This window comes from Streptomyces sp. NPDC014733, assembly GCF_043083385.1.
Lineage (GTDB): Bacteria > Actinomycetota > Actinomycetes > Streptomycetales > Streptomycetaceae > Streptomyces.
The window spans coordinates 59,253-77,182 of the sequence record NZ_JBIBYO010000017.1; the positions used below are offsets into that span (position 1 = coordinate 59,253).

Sequence of the window (17,930 nt, forward strand, 5' to 3'; positions counted from 1 at the left end):
CCGGACGGACGGCCCGCCCGCCGCCCGGTGCCACCGTCCACCCGGGCGTCCCACCCGGCACCCGCGTCACGGCACCCACATCAAGGCGCCCCGGTGCCACGTCATCGGCCCCGCGGCCCATTTCCCGGTTTCCCGGTTTCCCGGTTCCCGGATTCCCGGGTTCCCGGTTTTCCGGTCCCCCCGCCCCTCCTCGGCCGCCTGCCCCTATCCGAACGCTCTTTCCTCTACGCCCCCTAAGGCACCGTTCCGTATACCTGTCGGGTTGTTTCTCTCGTCAAGTCCGTTGAATTCGCGACGAAGGGTGACGAACTGAGTGCTTAATGTGATGTGCTGGGAGCGGCCGCGTCGGTTCGGAGGAACTCCGCGGCGCCGGTCCCGCACGCCGTAGCGGCTCTGTGCGGGCGGCCCGCGACGCCGGCCCGCCGCGGGTGCGCGACCGGCGGTGTACGGAACGAGGCCGGCCCACGGGGGACGCGGGAGGGGAGCTGATGGTGGGGACGGATCAGATCAGGCGCTGGGAATCGGGCGCCCTCGCCCACGCGGTGACGGACCCGTTCGGCCAGGGCCCGCTGCCCTGGCTGCGCGGCAGCGAGAACTACTTCGACTCCGGCCACCTCGTGCCCTGGTACGTCGAGCAGGCCACCGCCCACGGCGACCCGCGGGTCCCGCCGCCCCGTAAGCACAACGGCCCGCGCACCGCCGACGACGTCCACCGGCAGATCAAGGGGTTCGCCAGCACCGGCGCGGTCGCCCCGGGCGAGGCCATCGACTTCCGGGTCTCGGTCGATCCCCCGCAGCCGTTCAGCATCGACATCTACCGCATCGGCCACTACGGCGGCGCGGGCGCCTTCAAGATCACCACCAGTCCGCGGCTCTCCGGCATCGTCCAGCCCGCCCCGCTCGCCGCCGAGCGCACCGTCTCCTGCCACCACTGGTGGCTCTCCTGGCGCCTCCAGGTCCCCGCGTACTGGAATCTCGGCGCGTACGTCGCCGTGCTGACCACCGCCGACGGCTACCGCAGCCACATCCCCTTCACCGTCCGCGACGACCACCCGGCCGATCTGCTGCTCCTGCTGCCGGACATCACCTGGCAGGCGTACAACCTCTACCCGGAGGACGGCCGCACCGGCGCCAGCCTCTACCACGCCTGGGACGACGACGGCGCACTCCTCGGTGAGGGGCAGGCCGCCACCACCGTCTCCTTCGACCGCCCGTACGCCGGAGCCGGACTGCCGCTGCACGTCGGCCACGCCTACGACTTCATCCGCTGGGCCGAGCGGTACGGCTACGACCTCGCCTACGCCGACGCCCGCGATCTGCACGCCGGACGCGTCGACCCGTCCCGCTACCGCGGCCTGATCTTCCCCGGCCACGACGAGTACTGGACGACACCGATGCGCCGCACCGTCGAGCGCGCCCGCGACCAGGGCACCTCGCTGGTCTTCCTCTCCGCCAACACCATGTACTGGAAGGTCGACCTCTCCCCGTCACCCTCCGGCCCCGATGCGCTGCTCAGCTGCCGCAAACGCCAGGGCCCGGGCCGCCCCGCCCTCTGGCGCGAGGCGGGCGACCCCGAGCAGCGGCTGATGGGTGTCCAGTACGCGGGCCGGGTGCCGGAGCCCGCGCCCCTCGTCGTCCGCAACGGCGCCCACTGGCTGTGGGAGGCCACCGGCGCCGGCGAGGGCGACAAGCTCCCCGGCCTGGTGGCGGGCGAGGCCGACCGCTACTTCCCGCGTACCAGCCTCCCCGAGCACACCGACCGGGTGCTGCTCGCCCACTCCCCGTACCGCGACACCGAGGGGCACCGCCGCCACCAGGAGACCTCGCTCTACCGCGCCCCCAGCGGCGCCCTGGTCTTCGCCTCCGGCACCTTCGCCTGGTCACCGGCGCTGGACCGCCCCGGCCACATCGACCCCCGCGTCCAACGCGCCACGGCCAACCTCCTGGACCGCATCTGCAAACGCGACTGACGCCGGGCGGAACCGGCGCCCGCCCCGCCCCGGCCGCGGCCCGTCACCCCGCTCCCGGCCCCCGCTCCGCGAACGGTGCCATCTCGCGGGCCAGCGCCACCGTCAGCGCCCGGAAGATCCGCACCTCGGGATGGGGGTCGCCGGACCGCGTCGCCAGCACGCTGTGCGCGGGCGCCGCGTCCAGCACCGGTACGTACACGGCCCCGGGCCACGGGTAGTACCGCGCGAACGACGCCAGCCCGGAGCCCGCCCCGCGCCCGGCGGCCACACTGGTCAGCACGTCCTGCGGGGTCAGCGCGCAGTCCGGCGCCCGCCGCTCGCCCGCGTCGAAGTAGAGGTAGTCCGTGAACGGCCGCGGCGTGTGGCGCGGCAGCCGCAGATAGGGCAGATCCAGCACATCGGCGACGCGCAGCCCCTCCCGCTGCGCGTCCGCGTACACCGAGCCCGCCGACACCGCGACGATCCGCCGCTCCGTGGTCAGCACGTCCACGTCGATGTCCTCGGCCTCGATCGCCGGGCGGACGAACGCGACGTCCACCCGGCCCTCGCGCAGCGCGCTGCAGTGCTCCGTGAAGTTCAGCTGGACCAGCCGCAGCTCCACCTCGGGCCGTGCCCGCCGGAAGGCGTTGACCGCCGCGGGCGTCACCTCCGCCGAACCGTGGCCCATCACCCCGACGCGCAGCCCCCGCGCGGCCGGACCGCTGTCGAGGGCCACCTCGGAGACGTCCTCGACCGCCGCGTTCACCGCCGCCAGCAGCGTCCGGGCGTGCGACACCAGCCGCCGCCCCGCCGCCGTCGGCACGGCCGTGCCCCGGCCGCGCTCCAGCAGCCGGGCCCCGAATTCCCGCTCCAGCTGCTGGACGTGGCCGGTCACCGCGGCCGGTGACAGGAACAGCCGGGCCGCGGCCCGGCCGAAGTGGCCCTCCTCGACCACCGCCAGAAAAGAAGACAGCCGCCGCAGATCCATGGCGCCACGATACGACCGGCACCCCCGATGGCTCGTACGCATTCACGAATTCTGAACGGCGGCGGCGCCCACCCCGGGGCCTCCCGTAGAACGGCTCGTATGACGACGCCTTCCCTCCGGACCGACGCGCCCGCAGCCGCCCCGGCGCCCCCGGCCGCCGGGCCCCGCCACTGGCTGCGCGCGGGCTGGCTGATGACCGCGTCGGGCTGGAGCGCCAACCAGTTCTCCGCCCTCCTCGGCGCCTACCGCTCCGACCTGGGCCTGACCGATACCACCACCACCGGCCTCTTCGCGGTCTACGTCCTCGGCCTGATCCCCGGCCTGCTGCTGGCCGGACCGGCCGCCGACCGCCGCGGGCGCCGCCCGGTCACCTTCGCCGCGCTCACCGTCTCGCTGCTGGCCACCTGCCTGCTGATGGCCGGCCCGTCCGCCGCCTGGCTGCTGTGGCCGGGCCGCTTCCTCACCGGGCTCGGCGCCGGCACCCTGCTCACCGCCGGCAGCGTCTGGATCAAGGAGCTGTCCGCCGCCCCGTACGGCACCGCCCCCAGCCCCGGCGCCGCCGCCCGCCGCTCCGGGCTCTTCCTCTCCGCCGGTTTCGCCTCCGGCGGGCTGGCCGCCGCCTGCATCGCCGAGTGGGCGCCGCACCCGATGGTGCTCGCCTACCTCCCGCACCTCGTCCTCGCCACGGCCGCCGCCCTCGGCGCGGCCCGCACCCCGGAGACCGCCGCTCACCGCCCGGCCGGTACGCCCGCACCGTCCACCGAACCCGCGCCCGCCTCGTCCACCAGGGCCTTCCGCCGCCTCGTCGTCCCCATGGCGCCCTGGGTCTTCGTCGCCCCGACCATCGCCTTCGCGGTCCTCCCGGGGCTGGTCGACGCCCACCTCGACGGCTGGCGCACCGTCTACGCGGGCCTCGCCACCGCCGTCACCCCCGGCACCGGCATCCTCGTCGCCCCGCTCGCCCGCCGCCTCGCCGCCCGCCACCGCATGGCCACCGCGCTCTGCGGCCTCGCCGCGATCGCCGCCGGTCTGCTCCTCGGCGCCCTCGCGGTGGCCCGCACCGACCCGGCACTGGCCCTGCTCGCCGCGGTCCTCCTCGGCGGCGGCTACGGCCTCTGCGTCGCCTACGGCCTCACCGAGGTCGCCGCCCTCACCCCGCCCCGTGCGTTGGCCCGCCGCACCGCGCGCTTCTGGGCCCTGTGCTACCTGGGCTTCTGCGCCCCGTACCTGGTCACCCTGCTCACCGGCGTCTGGTCGCCGTCGGCCGTCCTGACCGGCGGTGCGGTCCTCGCCCTGCTGACGCTCGCCGCCCTCGTCCGCAACGGCGCCCGCACCTGACCGGTCGGCCCCGCCCCGCCACTCTTCCTCCGCGTACGGGAGAATCGCCAGGACTCCTGGACCAACCTACGCGGAGGCAGCGTGTCCGGTTTTGTAGAAAAGCCCGAGCCCTTGCAGGTGCCCGGCCTCACCCACCTTCACACCGGCAAGGTGCGTGACCTCTACCAGAACGCCGACGGTGAACTGATCATGGTCGCCAGTGACCGCATCTCCGTGTACGACTGGGTGCTGCCCACCGAGATCCCGGACAAGGGCCGCGTCCTCACCCAGCTCTCCCTGTGGTGGTTCGACCAGCTCGCCGACCTGGTCCCCCACCACGTCCTCTCCACCGAGCTGCCGCCCGGCGCCCCCGCCGACTGGGAGGGCCGCACCCTCGTCTGCGCCTCCCTGGAGATGGCCCCCGTCGAGTGCGTCGCCCGCGGCTACCTCACCGGCTCCGGCCTCGCCGAGTACCGGGAGTCCCGCACCGTCTGCGGTCTGGCGCTCCCCGAGGGCCTCGTCGACGGCTCCGAACTCCCCGCCCCGATCTTCACCCCGGCCACCAAGGCGGCCGTGGGCGACCACGACGAGAACGTCTCGTACGAGGAGGTCGCCCGCCAGGTCGGCGCGGAGACCGCCGCCCGGCTGCGCCGCGCCACCCTCGACATCTACGCCCGCGCCCGCGACATCGCCCGCGGCCGCGGCATCATCCTCGCCGACACCAAGTTCGAGTTCGGCTTCAAGGACGGCGAACTGGTCCTGGCCGACGAGGTCCTGACGCCCGACTCGTCGCGCTTCTGGCCCGCCGACCTCTGGCAGCCGGGCCGCGCCCAGCCCTCCTTCGACAAGCAGTTCGTCCGCGACCACCTGACGTCCCCCGAGTCCGGCTGGGACCGCCACGGCGAACTCCCGCCCCCCGGCCTCCCGCAGGACGTCGTCGACGCCACCCGCGCCAAGTACATCGAGGCGTACGAGCGGCTGACCGGCCTGACCTGGAGCTGAGCCCATGACAAAGGCCCCGGTCGGTGTTTCCACCGGCCGGGGCCTTTTGCTGAGCGGACGACGAGGCTCGAACTCGCGACCTCAACCTTGGCAAGGTTGCGCTCTACCAACTGAGCTACGTCCGCATGCTCCGTGCGAATCCGGCGGCCGTTTCCGGCCTCCGCCGCGCGGTGCGGGGACCACTATAGCCAATGAATGAGCCGCCGCGAACCACCCCGGGATCCGCCCCGCCCGCTCGCCGTATTCCTGTGGCCGCCGCCACACCCTTACGGCGGCGCCGCGTCATGACAAAGACCCCGGTCGGTGTTTCCACCGGCCAGGGCCTTTTGCTGAGCGGACGACGAGGCTCGAACTCGCGACCTCAACCTTGGCAAGGTTGCGCTCTACCAACTGAGCTACGTCCGCAGGCATCCACCCGGCTTTCACCGAGCGGCGCGACAGCTACTCTACCTGATCGAAAAGACTGCTTGAGTCCAAAGACCGGGAACTGTCAGAGCGGGTGACAGGGATTGCACACTGCGCCTCCCTCTTGGAAAGAGGGCGCTCTACTACTGAGCTACACCCGCATGACTCCTCGGGGCCCGGCCCTTCGGCCTCGCCCCTCGGCGTGCTCCAGACTCTAGCTGATCAACAGGGGTGCCGTGCAAGTCGGCTCCGCGCGGGCCCCGGCGGGCCCGCGCACGGGTCAGTGGTTGGCCGCGCTGAACGCCTCGTAGACCTTCTTGGGGATGCGGCCGCGCGGCGGCACCTCCATCTGGTGCGAGCGGGCCCAGGCGCGGACCGCCGCCGGGTCGGGGGTCACCGCGGTCCGGTGGTAGGTCTTGCCGGACTTGGCCCGCTTGCGGCCGGCCTCGACGAACGGCTCCAGGATGCCGCGCAGTTTCTTCGCATTGGCGGGATTGAGGTCGATCTCGTACGACTTCCCGTCCAATCCGAAGGCGACCGTCTCTGCGGCTTCTCCTCCGTCGATGTCGTCGGAGAGCGTTACCACTACGCGCTGCGCCACGGATATCGGTCCTTTCGTGCAGCAACCCCGTGTTGACGTGGGGTGTTGCTTCGGATCCTGTTGACAGGAATCAATGCTTTTTCATTTGTACAGCGGGGGGCAATGCATTGTGAAGCCCAGTTAATTTCTTCAGCGTGTCATGTCGCAATCCGGAGCGCGGATCTTTTCGAGGATTTTCCCCTGTGTGCACGTCGGGTCGATACCGCACCGTGAGGGGACGATCACTTATCTATGCGCGTAGAATTTCGCACACGGTAGTGTGAGGGAACCGCCTTACGCACCACACCACCGGGAGTGCCAGTGGCACGCGTCGTAGTCGACGTCATGCTCAAGCCGGAGATCCTCGACCCGCAGGGGCAGGCGGTGCAGCGCGCACTGCCACGCCTGGGATTCGAGGGGATCGCCGACGTCCGTCAGGGCAAGCGTTTCGAACTTGAGGTGGAGGGCCCGGCCGACGACGCCGCCCTCGCCCGTATCCGCGAGATGGCCGAGACCTTCCTCGCCAACACCGTCATCGAGGACTTCACCGTCCGCGTCGAGGCCGGATCATGACTGCGCGCATCGGAGTCGTGACGTTCCCCGGGACGCTCGACGACCGCGACACCCGGCGCGCCGTCCGGGTCGCCGGCGCCGAGGCGGTGCCGCTGTGGCACCGGGACAAGGACCTCAAGCAGGTCGACGCCGTGGTGCTGCCCGGCGGTTTCTCGTACGGCGACTACCTGCGGGCCGGGGCGATCTCCCGGTTCTCGCCGGTGATGGAGTCCGTCATCGCACAGGCGAAGGACGGTATGCCCGTCCTCGGCATCTGCAACGGCTTCCAGGTGCTCACCGAGACGCATCTGCTGCCCGGCGCGATGCTGCGCAACGAGAGCCTGCACTTCGTCTGCCGTGAGCAGAAGCTGCGGGTGGAGAACGCGGACACCGCCTGGACCACGGATTACACCGCAGGCCAGGAGATCTCCGTCCCGCTCAAGAACATCGACGGCCGCTACGTCGCCGACGCGCGCACGCTCGACATGCTGGAGGCCGAGGGCCGCGTCGCCTTCCGCTACCTCGCCCGCGGCGAAGCCGCTGATGGGTACGGCAACCCCAACGGCTCGCTCCGCGACATCGCCGGAATCACCAACGAGGCGGGCAACGTCGTCGGCCTCATGCCGCACCCCGAGCACGCCGTGGAACCGCTGATCGGCACGGGCCGCACCGACGGCCTCGGGTTCTTCACCTCGATCCTGAAGAAGTTGGTCAACGCATGACGCTGGACACGGTCAAGCATGCCGCCGAGACCCCTGAGGCCGAGCAGCCCTGGGCCGAACTGGGGCTGAAGCAGGACGAGTACGCGCGTATCCGCGAGATCCTGGAGCGCCGCCCGACCGGCGCCGAGCTGGCGATGTACTCCGTCATGTGGTCCGAGCACTGCTCCTACAAGAGCAGCAAGGTCCATCTGAAGCAGTTCGGCGAGAAGGTCCCCGAGAACGACGCGATGCTCGTCGGTATCGGCGAGAACGCCGGTGTCGTCGACGTCGGCCAGGGCTACGCCGTCACGTTCAAGGTGGAGTCGCACAACCACCCCAGCTACATCGAGCCGTACCAGGGCGCGGCCACCGGCGTCGGCGGCATCGTCCGCGACATCCTCGCCATGGGTGCCCGTCCGGTCGCGGTCGTCGACCCGCTGCGGTTCGGCGCCGCCGACCACCCCGACACCAAGCGCGTCCTGCCGGGCGTCGTCGCGGGCATCGGCGGCTACGGCAACTGCCTGGGGCTGCCCAACATCGGCGGCGAGGTCGTCTTCGACGCCTGCTACCAGGGCAACCCGCTGGTCAACGCCGGTTGCATCGGTGTGATGAAGCACGAGGACATCCACCTCGCGAAGGCGTCCGGCGCCGGCAACAAGGTCATCCTCTACGGCGCCCGCACCGGCGGCGACGGCATCGGCGGCGTCTCGGTGCTCGCCTCCGAAACCTTCGACGACACGAAGCCGACGAAGCGCCCGGCCGTCCAGGTCGGTGACCCCTTCCAGGAGAAGCTGCTCATCGAGTGCACCCTGGAGGTCTTCAAGGAGCAGCTGGTCGCCGGTATCCAGGACCTCGGCGGCGCCGGTCTGTCCTGTGCCACCAGCGAGCTGGCGTCGGCCGGTTCCGGCGGTATGCGCGTCGAGCTGGACACCGTTCCGCTGCGTGACTCCTCCCTCTCGCCCGAGGAAATCCTCATGAGCGAGTCGCAGGAGCGCATGTGCGCGATCGTCGAGCCCGACAAGGTCGACCGCTTCCTGGAGATCTGCGAGAAGTGGGACGTCATCGCCACCGTGATCGGTGAGGTGACCGACGGCACCCGGCTGGAGATCTTCTGGCACGGCGAGCAGATCGTGGACGTCCCGCCGCGCTCGGTCGCCCACGAGGGCCCGACCTACCACCGGCCGTACGCCCGCCCCGACTGGCAGGACGCCCTCCAGGCCGACGACGCGAACGAGCTGGCCCGGCCGGCCACGCCGGAGGAGCTGCGCGCGCAGATCCTCCAGGTCGTGGCGTCGCCGAACCAGGCGTCGAAGGCGTGGATCACCGACCAGTACGACCGGTTCGTGCAGGGCAACACCGTCCTCGCGCAGCCGGAGGACTCCGGCATGGTCCGCATCGACGAGGAGACCAACCTCGGCGTCGCCCTCGCCACCGACGGCAACGGCCGCTTCGCCAAGCTCGACCCGTACGCGGGTGCGCAGCTGGCGCTGGCCGAGGCGTACCGGAACGTCGCCGCGACGGGCGCCAAGCCGCTGGCGGTCTCCGACTGCCTGAACTTCGGCTCGCCCGAGGACCCGGCGGTGATGTGGCAGTTCGCCGAGGCCACCCGTGGTCTCGCCGACGCCTGCCAGACCCTGGGCACCCCGGTGACCGGCGGCAACGTCTCGCTCTACAACCAGACCGGCGAGGTGGCGATCCACCCGACGCCGGTGGTCGCGGTGCTCGGCGTCATCGACGACGTCAACCGCCGTACGCCGGTGGCGTTCGCCGAGGAGGGGCAGCTGATCTACCTCCTGGGTGACACCAAGGAGGAGCTGGGCGGTTCGGCCTGGTCGCAGGTGGTCCACGACCACCTCGGCGGTCTGCCGCCCCAGGTCGACCTGGAGCGCGAGCGGCTGCTGGCGGAGATCTTGATCTCGGCCTCCCGCGACGGCATGGCCGACGCGGCGCACGACCTCTCCGACGGCGGTCTGATCCAGGCGCTGGTCGAGTCGTGCCTGCGCGGCGGCAAGGGCGCCCGGCTGGTCGTCCCGGAGGGCGTCGACCCGTTCGTCTTCCTCTTCTCCGAGTCCGCGGGCCGCGCCGTCGTCTCGGTGCCGCGGAGCGAGGAACTGCGCTTCACCGACATGTGCGGGGCGCGCGGTCTGCCGGCCACCCGCATCGGTGTGGTCGACGGCGACGCGATCGACGTCCAGGGCCAGTTCAGCATCGCGCTGGACGAGCTGCGGACGGCGCACGAGGCGACGATCCCGGGCCTGATCGCCTGAGCGAGCGCCCCCGTGCGGCGGTGAGACGACCGCGGAACGGCCCGCCAGGATTCCTGGCGGGCCGTTTCCGTTCCGGACGGCAACGACGAGGGCGCCCGCCGGTGGCCGGCGGACGCCCTGTCGTGCGGCGCGGTGTTCAGCCGGGCTCGGGCCTCACCGCCGCGCCCGCTGCCTCACTCCTGTTCGCAGCGCCCCCCCTCGCACGGCTTGTCGCAGTGCCTGTCGTCGCAGTGCTTGTCGCAGTGCTTGTCGCAGTGCTTGTCCCCGTGCCTGTCGTCGCAGCGCTTGTCGCAGTCCTTGCCGTGGCACGGCCGGTCGCAGTGCTTCCCCTTACAGGGCTTGTCGCAGTGCTTGCCGTGGCAGGGGCGGCAGTCCTTCCCCTTGCACGGCCGGCAGTCCTTGCCCTTGCAGGGCTTCTCCTCCTTGACCTTGACGGTCGCCTCGGCAGGTTCGGAGCGGACCCCGCCGTCGGCGGTGGCCACCGCGGTGTTGGTGATCGTGCCGCGCTCCGCGTCCTCCTTCGTGACGGTGTAGGTGCCGGTGCAGGTGGTGCTCTCACCCGGCGCCAGCGTGGTCGCCCGGCAGGTCACGCCGGAGACCCGGTTGTCCTCGACCGCGATGCCGTGGAGCGTCGTGGTCCCGGTGTTGGTGACGGTGTAGGTGTAGGTGATCCGGTCGCCCACCCGGTAGGTGCGGGAGGTGTCGACGGTCTTCTTGATCGACAGGCGGGGCTCGTTCTGCCCGACCTGGACCTCCGCGCTGTCCGGCGGCGATTCCACCATGGTGCCGTCGGACTGTCCGTGCGCCACCGCCGTGTTGGTGATGTGCCCGGCTTCCGCGTCGGCGGCGGTCACGGTGTAGCTGCCGGTGCAGGTGGTGCTGCCACCCGGGTCCAGCGTGGTCGCCAGGCAGATGATCCCGGAGACCCGGTTGTCGGCGACGCTCACGCCGCTGATCGTGGTGTTGCCCGTGTTGGTGACCCGGTAGGTGTAGGTGATCCGGTCACCCACCGCGTAGGTGCGCGAGGTGTCCACGGACTTGTCGATCGACAGTGCGGGCCGGTCGGCGACGGTGTCGATCCGGGCGCTGTCCGGCGGCGACTCCACCGCCGTCCCGTCGGACTGTCCGTGCGCCACCGCCGTGTTGGCCACGCTCCCGGCCGCCGCGTCGGCCGCGGTGACGGTGTACGTACCGGTGCAGGTGGTGCTCGCGCCCGGCGCCAGGGTGGTGGCCTCGCAGGTGATCCCGGAGACCCGGTTGTCGGCGACGTTGACGCCGCTGATCGTGGTGTTGCCGGTGTTGGTGACGCTGTAGGTGTACGTCACCTCGTCACCGACGCGGTACGGGTGCGAGGCGTCGACGGTCTTGCGGATCGTCAGCGCGGGCTCGTTCCGCCCGACCTCGATGGTCGCGCTGTCCGGCGGCGACTCCACCGCCGTACCGTCGGACTCACCGCGGGCGACGGCCGTGTTGTGGACCTGCCCGGCTGCCGCGTCGGCCGCGGTCACCGTGTAGGTACCGGTGCACTCGGTGCTCTCACCCGGCGCCAGGGTGGTCGCCTGGCAGGTGATCCCGGAGACCCGGTCGTCGGCGACGTGGACGCCGGTGATGGTGGTGTTGCCGGTGTTCCGGACGACGTACCGGTAGGTGACGGTGTCACCGGCCTGGTACGGGTGCGAGGCGTCGACGACCTTCTGGATCTCCAGCCCCGGCTGGTTGGGGACGACCTCGATCACCGCGGTGTCCGGCGGCGATTCCACGACCGTGCCGTCGACGGCCGTCCCCCGGGCGAAGGCCACGTTGGTGACGTTCCCCAGATCGGCATCTGCCCTGGTCACGGTGTACGTACCGGTGCAGGTCGTACTCGCGCCCGGCGCCAGCGTGGTGGCCTGGCAGGCGATCCCGGTCGCCCGGTCGTCGGTGACGGCGATGTCGTTGAGCGTCCCGTCGCCGGTGTTGGTGACCGTGTAGGTGTAGGTGACCGTGTCCCCGACCTCGTACGGGTGCGAGTTGTCGACGCTCTTCGTCAGGCTCAGCGAGAGGTCCGAGGCGACCGCGATGGTCGCCTGGTCCGGTTTGGAGTCGACGGGGGTGCCGTCGGACGCCCCGTGGGCGACGGCGGTGTTCGTCACCGACCCGGCCCGGCCGTCCGTCTCGGTGACGGTGTACGTCCCCGTACAGGTGGTGGAGTCACCGGGCTCGCCGCTCGGGGCCAGCGTGGTGGCGTCACAGGTGATGCCGGTGACGTGGTCGTCGGAGATGCGGATGTCGTTCAGCGTGGTCGGACCGGTGTTGGTGACGGTGTACTTGTACGTGACCTCGTCACCGACGCGGTACTCCCGGCCCTCGTCGGTCGTCTTCTCCAGCCGCAGCCCCGGTCCGCGTTGGACCGGTAGCGTCACTTCGTCCGGTGGGGAATCCACCGGCCCTTCGGGTCCCGTGCCGTGGGCGACGGCGGTATTGGTCACCGACCCGGCCTCGGCGTCCGCGTCGGTGACGGTATAGGTGCCGGTACAGGTCATGCTCTGGCCGCTGGCCAACGTGGTCTGCGGACAGGTGATGCCGGGGACGCGGTTGTCCGTCACGTTCACGTCGTTCAGCGTGGTGTTCCCGCTGTTGGTGACGACGTACTCGAAGGGCACCTGCTGGCCCGGTGTCAGCGGCTGCGGGACCTCGGTGGCCTCGGAGACCTGCTTGACGAGGTTGAGCTGCGGCAGCGCCGCGGCCGGGTGCACGGTGACGTTCCGGATCAGATGGACGTCGGTGAAGGACCCGGTCGACGCGGCGAAGCCGAACTTGTAGGTGCTCGGCACCGGGGTGGGCGCCGGGGTGGAGAGCACCTCCTGCTTGCCGTTGCCGTCGTGGAAGTCGATCCAGACGGTGACCACCGGGTTCGGCGCCGGCGAGACCTCCACCGTCACGGTGCGCCGCGAGGGCTCCAGCAGCGCCTCGGCCTCGGCGGGCGTCGCCGTCGGGGGGATCGACGTGGTCGGCCCGTGCAGCTGGCCCGGCAGCGTGGAGGGCCAGGGGCCGCTGGTGGAGAAGTTGCTGGTGGTGGCGGTGAGGAAGCAGTAGCCCTCGGTGCCGTGGCCCGGTCCGCGCAGCGTGACCATGTTCTGGCCCGGCGCGGGGATGCGGAAGACGGTACCGGCCGGGGAGCGCCGCGCACAGCCGTTGCCCCGGTGCTCCCAGTCACCGAAGAAGTTGCCCAGGACGTCGAGACCGACGCCGAGGTACCCGCGGTTGACGCCCGGGAGGAACGGCTGCCCCGGGTCGTCGTTGGGGAGCTTCTGCGCGTAGCCGAGGCTGCCGCCGAACGCGCCCGGCGCGTCCAGGGTGGCCGCCCCGTCCATGAGGAAGAACGAGATGCCGTCGGCCGGCGGCACGGTGGTGCCGCCGTACTGCCACTGGTCGAACGTGGTCACCAGGCCCTGGTTGGCGGGGAGGGCGTGGTTGTAGAGCGCCGCCGAGGCCCGGTCGTGACCCGCGTCGGTCAGGTTCAGATAGCCGTGCGGCGCGCCGTTGTTCGGCGGTACGGGCCCGACCTCGCCCGGCGGGCAGCCGCCGAGCGGATGCGTACCGGGCCCGGGGGCGGTGCCCTGGGGCGCGCCGGTCAGGCACGCGTTACCGAATCCCTCGAATTCCGGGTCCGCCGTGGCACCGGTGAACGTCTCGTTCACCAGCGGTACGCCCACCCCCTGGGCATGGGCGGCGGTGGCGGGCATGCCGAGCGTCGCGGCCACCATGCTGAGGACGCCCAGCAGGGCCATCGCCCATCTCCGGGCCCGGCCGTGCCACCCACTTTCGCCATATACCCGATATCTATGTTTAAGCGTCATGCGGGGAACGTAGGTATTTCTCCGCTTTGCTGGTATCAGTACACGCACTTACCTCTGCTTTATCCACACCCATGGTGGTACGGGCCCGCTTTTGTCGGACCGGTGCACCGGGTGCCACAGGGGGGCTCCGGGACGCCCCGCCCACCGTGGCGCCGGCGCCGAACGGGCCCTGCCCGCAAGGCTTCCGGGGCTCTCCGGTGCGCCGCGACCCGCGCCCGCCGGGGCCTTTTCCGTGCGGTGCGGAAGGCGCGGAGCGGGCGCGGAGTTCCGCACCGCACGTCCCGGCGGGGCGGTGCCACGGGATTCACAAAACGTTTCTTCGCGGCCGTTCACCGGTACGTCCCGGAAATGGGCGCGGCCGGCATTCCGCGAGCCGGTCCGGAGAGAGGAAGAGAGGAAAGGCCCCGCCGATTGTCGGTGGTGCCGCCTACGCTGAATCGCATGACATCCGCCGCCCGAGCCCGCCGGTACGACGGCAGGAAGACCCGCGCCGCCGTCCTGGCCCAGCTCGACCACGTACGCGCCGCCGTCCGCACGCTCACCCCCGAGCAGCTCGCCCTGCCGACGCGGCTGGGGGAGTGGACGGTGCGCGAGCTGGTCGCTCATCTCTCCCTTGCCACCGGCAGCGTGGCCCGTGGCCTCGAACAGCCGCCGCCGGCCCGGGCGGAGGTCACCCCGGCGCAGTGGCCGCACGCCTCCGCCGCCTTCGCCGCCTCGGTCGACGACCGCACCCGCGCCCTGGCCGCCGCCCACGACCCGGTGGAGCTGCTGGAGCGCACCGCCGAGGAGTTCGCCCGTGTGGTCGAGCAGGATCCGGCCGAGCGGGTGGTCGCGGTCCGGCCCGCCGCCATGCGGCTCGCCGACGTCCTGGCCACCCGCTGCGTCGAACTCGTCGTGCACACCGACGACCTGGCCGCCGCGACCGGCATCGAGATCCCCTACGACCGCCAGGCCCTGGCCACCGCCACCCGCGTGCTGGCCGACGCGCTGGCGGCCGCGGCGCCGGGCGGATCGGTCGAGGTCCGGATCCCGCCGTTCGCCGTCGTGCAGTGCGTCGAGGGCCCCCGCCACACCCGGGGTACGCCGCCGAACGTCGTCGAGACCGACCCGCTGACCTGGATACGCCTGGCCACCGGCCGGAGGTCCTGGTCCCAGGCGCGGGACGCCGCCGAGGTCACCGCCGGCGGCGAGCGCGCCGACATCGGCGGATATCTGCCGATCCTGTCCTGAAAGGCCGTTGCCGTCCCCGGCGTAGCGCATCTCACACACCGCCGCGGGCGCCCGCCCGGGTCGCGGTGCCCGGTCGCCTCCCGCCCGTCCGCCGCGGCCGCGCCCCGGCCGGCGCGCCCACCCGGCCCCGTACCGCCCGAGGCCAGACGCCCCAAGGGCTCCGGCCGCCGCGCCGCCCGGTGTGCGGCCCCGGCGGGCGGGCGGCGCCCCGGCCCGGCGTGCCGCCGTCGCGCGCCGCTCACGTGCAGGCATCCGGCCCACCGGCCATCCCCGGTTCGGATGAATCAGCGACCTGCCCTAGACTCAAGGCGTGCCTCGTGGTGACGGACGACTCAGCCACGACCTGCTCCCCGGCGAGAAGGGCCCCCAGGACGCTTGTGGCGTCTTCGGTGTCTGGGCGCCGGGTGAAGAGGTCGCCAAACTCACCTATTTCGGGCTGTACGCGCTGCAGCACCGTGGACAGGAGTCCGCGGGCATCGCAGTGAGCAACGGCTCGCAGATCCTCGTCTTCAAGGACATGGGCCTGGTGTCCCAGGTCTTCGACGAGACCTCGCTCGGCTCCCTCCAGGGCCACATCGCCGTGGGCCATGCCCGCTACTCCACCACCGGTGCCTCGGTGTGGGAGAACGCCCAGCCGACGTTCCGTGCCACCGCGCACGGCTCGATCGCGCTCGGCCACAACGGCAACCTGGTGAACACCGCCGAGCTGGCCGATCTGGTCGCGGCGCTGCCCCGCGAGGGCGGCCGTGCGACCCAGGTCGCAGCCACCAACGACACCGACCTGGTCACGGCGCTGCTCGCCGGCCAGGTCGACGAGGACGGCAAGCCGCTGACCGTCGAGGAGGCCGCGCCGCGCGTCCTCCCGCAGGTCAAGGGCGCCTTCTCGCTCTGCTTCATGGACGAGCACACGCTCTACGCCGCCCGCGACCCGCAGGGCATCCGCCCGCTGGTCCTCGGCCGTCTGGAGCGCGGCTGGGTGGTCGCCTCCGAGACCGCCGCGCTGGACATCTGCGGCGCGTCCTTCATCCGGGAGATCGAGCCCGGCGAGATGGTCGCCATCGACGAGAACGGCCTGCGCGCCACGCGCTTCGCCGAGGCCCGTCCCAAGGGCTGCGTCTTCGAGTACGTCTACCTCGCCCGCCCGGACACCGACATCGCCGGCCGCAACGTCTACCTCTCCCGGGTGGAGATGGGCCGCAAGCTGGCCGCCGAGGCGCCCGCCGAAGCCGATCTGGTGATAGCGACGCCCGAGTCCGGCACCCCGGCGGCCGTCGGCTACGCCGAGGCCAGCGGCATCCCGTACGGCTCCGGCCTGGTCAAGAACTCCTACGTCGGCCGGACCTTCATCCAGCCCTCGCAGACCATCCGGCAGCTCGGCATCCGCCTCAAGCTCAACCCGCTCAAGGAAGTCATCCGCGGCAAGCGCCTGGTGGTCGTCGACGACTCCATCGTCCGCGGCAACACCCAGCGCGCCCTGGTCCGCATGTTGCGCGAGGCCGGCGCCAAGGAGGTCCACATCCGGATCTCCTCGCCGCCCATCAAGTGGCCGTGCTTCTTCGGCATCGACTTCGCCACCCGCGCCGAGCTGATCGCCAACGGCCTGACGGTCGACGAGATCGGCAAGTCGCTGGGCGCCGACTCCCTGGCGTACATCTCCATCGACGGCATGATCGAGGCGACCACCATCGACAAGCCGAAGCTCTGCCGGGCCTGCTTCGACGGCGAGTACCCGATGGAGCTGCCCGACCCCGAGCTGCTCGGCAAGCACCTCCTGGAATCGGAGAACGCGGGCGCGGCCAAGCCGGATGTCGACGGCGTCGGGACGCTGACGGCCGGTGTCGGTGGCGCCGATGCGCTGCGCCGTCCGTAGCCTGCACATCCATCACACGAAAGTTCTGGGCCATGCCTCCTGAGTCCTCCGAGCCCGCGCGCACCAGCGGCGCCAGCTACGCGGCCGCCGGTGTCGACATCGAAGCGGGCGACCGCGCCGTCGACCTCATGAAGGAGTGGGTGAAGAAGGCCACCCGCCCCGAGGTCGTCGGCGGGCTCGGCGGCTTCGCCGGCCTCTTCGACGCCTCCGCCCTCAAGCGGTACGAGCGCCCCCTGCTCGCCTCCGCCACCGACGGCGTCGGCACCAAGGTCGACATCGCCCGAAAGATGGGCGTCTACGACACCATCGGCCACGACCTCGTCGGCATGGTCGTCGACGACCTGGTCGTCTGCGGCGCCGAACCGCTCTTCATGACCGACTACATCTGCGTCGGCAAGGTCTACCCGGAGCGGGTCGCGGCGATCGTCAAGGGCATCGCCGAGGGCTGCGTCCTCGCCGGCTGCGCCCTGGTCGGCGGCGAGACCGCGGAGCACCCCGGTCTGCTCGGCGTCGACGAGTTCGATGTCGCGGGCGCCGGCACCGGCGTCGTCGAGGCCGATCAGGTCCTCGGCGCCGACCGCATCCGCAGCGGCGACGCGGTGATCGCCATGGCGTCCTCCGGACTCCACTCCAACGGCTATTCGCTCGTCCGCCACGTCCTCTTCGACCGCGCGGGGTTCGCCCTCGACCGGGAGATCCCGGAGTTCGGCCGCACCCTCGGCGAGGAGCTGCTGGAGCCCACCAAGATCTACTCGCTGGACTGCCTGGCCCTGACCCGTACCGCGCCGGTGCACGCCTTCTCGCACATCACCGGCGGCGGCCTGGCCAACAACCTCGCCCGCGTCATCCCCGACGGACTGCACGCCACCGTCGACCGCTCCACCTGGACCCCGGGTGCGGTCTTCGACCTGGTGGGCTCCGCCGGTGCGGTCGAGCGCCTGGAGCTGGAGAAGACGCTGAACATGGGCGTCGGCATGATCGCCGTCGTCCCGCAGGAGTCCGTGGACGTCGCCCTGACCACCCTCGCCGACCGCGGCGTGGACGCCTGGGTCAGCGGTGAGATCGTCGAGCGCGGTGACCTGGCCGAAGCGGTGACCCTGACCGGTGACTACGCGGCCTGACGCGCCGGTCGCCGGGGCAGCACAGAACCCGGTCCGAGGTGAGACACCCCGGACCGGGTCCGTGGAGAAGCTGTGCGCGCCGTGAGTGGATACAGAGAGGCCCGCAGAA

General features: G+C 71.7%; 12 protein-coding genes and 3 tRNA genes. 9 read left to right on the top strand and 6 right to left on the bottom strand.

Annotated features, from left to right (window positions below):
• Window positions 1-491: 491 nt before the first annotated feature.
• Window positions 492-1,970 (top strand): N,N-dimethylformamidase beta subunit family domain-containing protein, encoded by a 1,479-nt coding sequence (locus tag ACF1BH_RS27980; protein WP_391646948.1) that lies wholly within the window; start codon window positions 492-494, stop codon window positions 1,968-1,970.
• A gap of 43 nt (window positions 1,971-2,013) precedes the next feature.
• Here ACF1BH_RS27980 and ACF1BH_RS27985 read toward each other — a convergent pair whose 3' ends face one another.
• A complete protein-coding gene (locus ACF1BH_RS27985; RefSeq protein ID WP_391646876.1) occupies window positions 2,014-2,937 on the bottom strand; it encodes a LysR substrate-binding domain-containing protein in 924 nt (307 codons plus the stop codon).
• A 99-nt stretch (window positions 2,938-3,036) separates the two neighbouring features.
• Between ACF1BH_RS27985 and ACF1BH_RS27990 the strand changes: the two genes are divergently transcribed.
• Window positions 3,037-4,275 carry an MFS transporter gene (locus ACF1BH_RS27990; RefSeq protein ID WP_391646878.1) on the top strand — a complete coding sequence of 413 codons (1,239 nt, stop codon included), beginning with the start codon at window positions 3,037-3,039 and terminating at the stop codon, window positions 4,273-4,275.
• 81 nt (window positions 4,276-4,356) lie between these two features.
• The gene (locus tag ACF1BH_RS27995) at window positions 4,357-5,256 is read left to right on the top strand and encodes a phosphoribosylaminoimidazolesuccinocarboxamide synthase (protein WP_391646880.1); all 900 of its coding nucleotides are present in this window, start codon (window positions 4,357-4,359) and stop codon (window positions 5,254-5,256) included.
• A gap of 52 nt (window positions 5,257-5,308) precedes the next feature.
• Here the strand turns inward: ACF1BH_RS27995 and ACF1BH_RS28000 are convergent.
• The 4 genes from ACF1BH_RS28000 to ACF1BH_RS28015 form a co-directional block, all read right to left on the bottom strand.
• A tRNA-Gly gene (locus tag ACF1BH_RS28000) sits at window positions 5,309-5,381 on the bottom strand.
• A gap of 207 nt (window positions 5,382-5,588) precedes the next feature.
• Window positions 5,589-5,661, bottom strand: a tRNA-Gly gene (locus tag ACF1BH_RS28005).
• 89 nt (window positions 5,662-5,750) lie between these two features.
• Window positions 5,751-5,822 (bottom strand) — tRNA-Gly (locus tag ACF1BH_RS28010).
• A 119-nt stretch (window positions 5,823-5,941) separates the two neighbouring features.
• On the bottom strand, window positions 5,942-6,262 hold the full coding sequence (locus ACF1BH_RS28015) for an Lsr2 family protein (protein ID WP_391646882.1): 321 nt from the start codon (window positions 6,260-6,262) through the stop codon (window positions 5,942-5,944).
• A 300-nt stretch (window positions 6,263-6,562) separates the two neighbouring features.
• On the opposite strand from ACF1BH_RS28015, the gene purS reads away from it, so the two are divergent.
• Genes purS through purL form a run of 3 tightly spaced genes read left to right on the top strand, consistent with a single transcriptional unit; the run spans window position 6,563 to window position 9,761 of the window.
• Window positions 6,563-6,814 carry a phosphoribosylformylglycinamidine synthase subunit PurS gene (purS, locus tag ACF1BH_RS28020; RefSeq protein ID WP_030284318.1) on the top strand — a complete coding sequence of 84 codons (252 nt, stop codon included), beginning with the start codon at window positions 6,563-6,565 and terminating at the stop codon, window positions 6,812-6,814.
• Window positions 6,811-7,515: a phosphoribosylformylglycinamidine synthase subunit PurQ gene (gene purQ, locus ACF1BH_RS28025; RefSeq protein WP_391646885.1), complete on the top strand. Its 705-nt coding sequence runs from the start codon at window positions 6,811-6,813 to the stop codon at window positions 7,513-7,515. The genes purS and purQ overlap by 4 nt, the downstream gene beginning before the upstream one ends.
• Window positions 7,512-9,761 (top strand): phosphoribosylformylglycinamidine synthase subunit PurL, encoded by a 2,250-nt coding sequence (purL, locus tag ACF1BH_RS28030; RefSeq protein ID WP_391646887.1) that lies wholly within the window; start codon window positions 7,512-7,514, stop codon window positions 9,759-9,761. Before purQ ends, purL begins: the two co-directional genes overlap by 4 nt.
• Window positions 9,762-9,934: 173 nt before the next feature.
• On the opposite strand, the gene ACF1BH_RS28035 is transcribed toward purL, so the two are convergent.
• Window positions 9,935-13,531: a hypothetical protein gene (locus ACF1BH_RS28035; protein ID WP_391646889.1), complete on the bottom strand. Its 3,597-nt coding sequence runs from the start codon at window positions 13,529-13,531 to the stop codon at window positions 9,935-9,937.
• 510 nt (window positions 13,532-14,041) lie between these two features.
• On the opposite strand from ACF1BH_RS28035, the gene ACF1BH_RS28040 reads away from it, so the two are divergent.
• The 3 genes from ACF1BH_RS28040 (at window position 14,042) to purM (ending at window position 17,821) form a co-directional block, all read left to right on the top strand.
• On the top strand, window positions 14,042-14,830 hold the full coding sequence (locus ACF1BH_RS28040) for a sterol carrier family protein (RefSeq protein ID WP_391646891.1): 789 nt from the start codon (window positions 14,042-14,044) through the stop codon (window positions 14,828-14,830).
• 310 nt (window positions 14,831-15,140) lie between these two features.
• Window positions 15,141-16,700, top strand: coding sequence for an amidophosphoribosyltransferase (gene purF, locus ACF1BH_RS28045; protein ID WP_391646893.1), 1,560 nt, complete (start codon window positions 15,141-15,143; stop codon window positions 16,698-16,700).
• A gap of 32 nt (window positions 16,701-16,732) precedes the next feature.
• Entirely contained in the window at window positions 16,733-17,821 is a 1,089-nt protein-coding gene (gene purM, locus ACF1BH_RS28050) for a phosphoribosylformylglycinamidine cyclo-ligase (protein WP_391646895.1), read from the top strand.
• The last annotated feature ends 109 nt before the right edge of the window (window positions 17,822-17,930 follow it).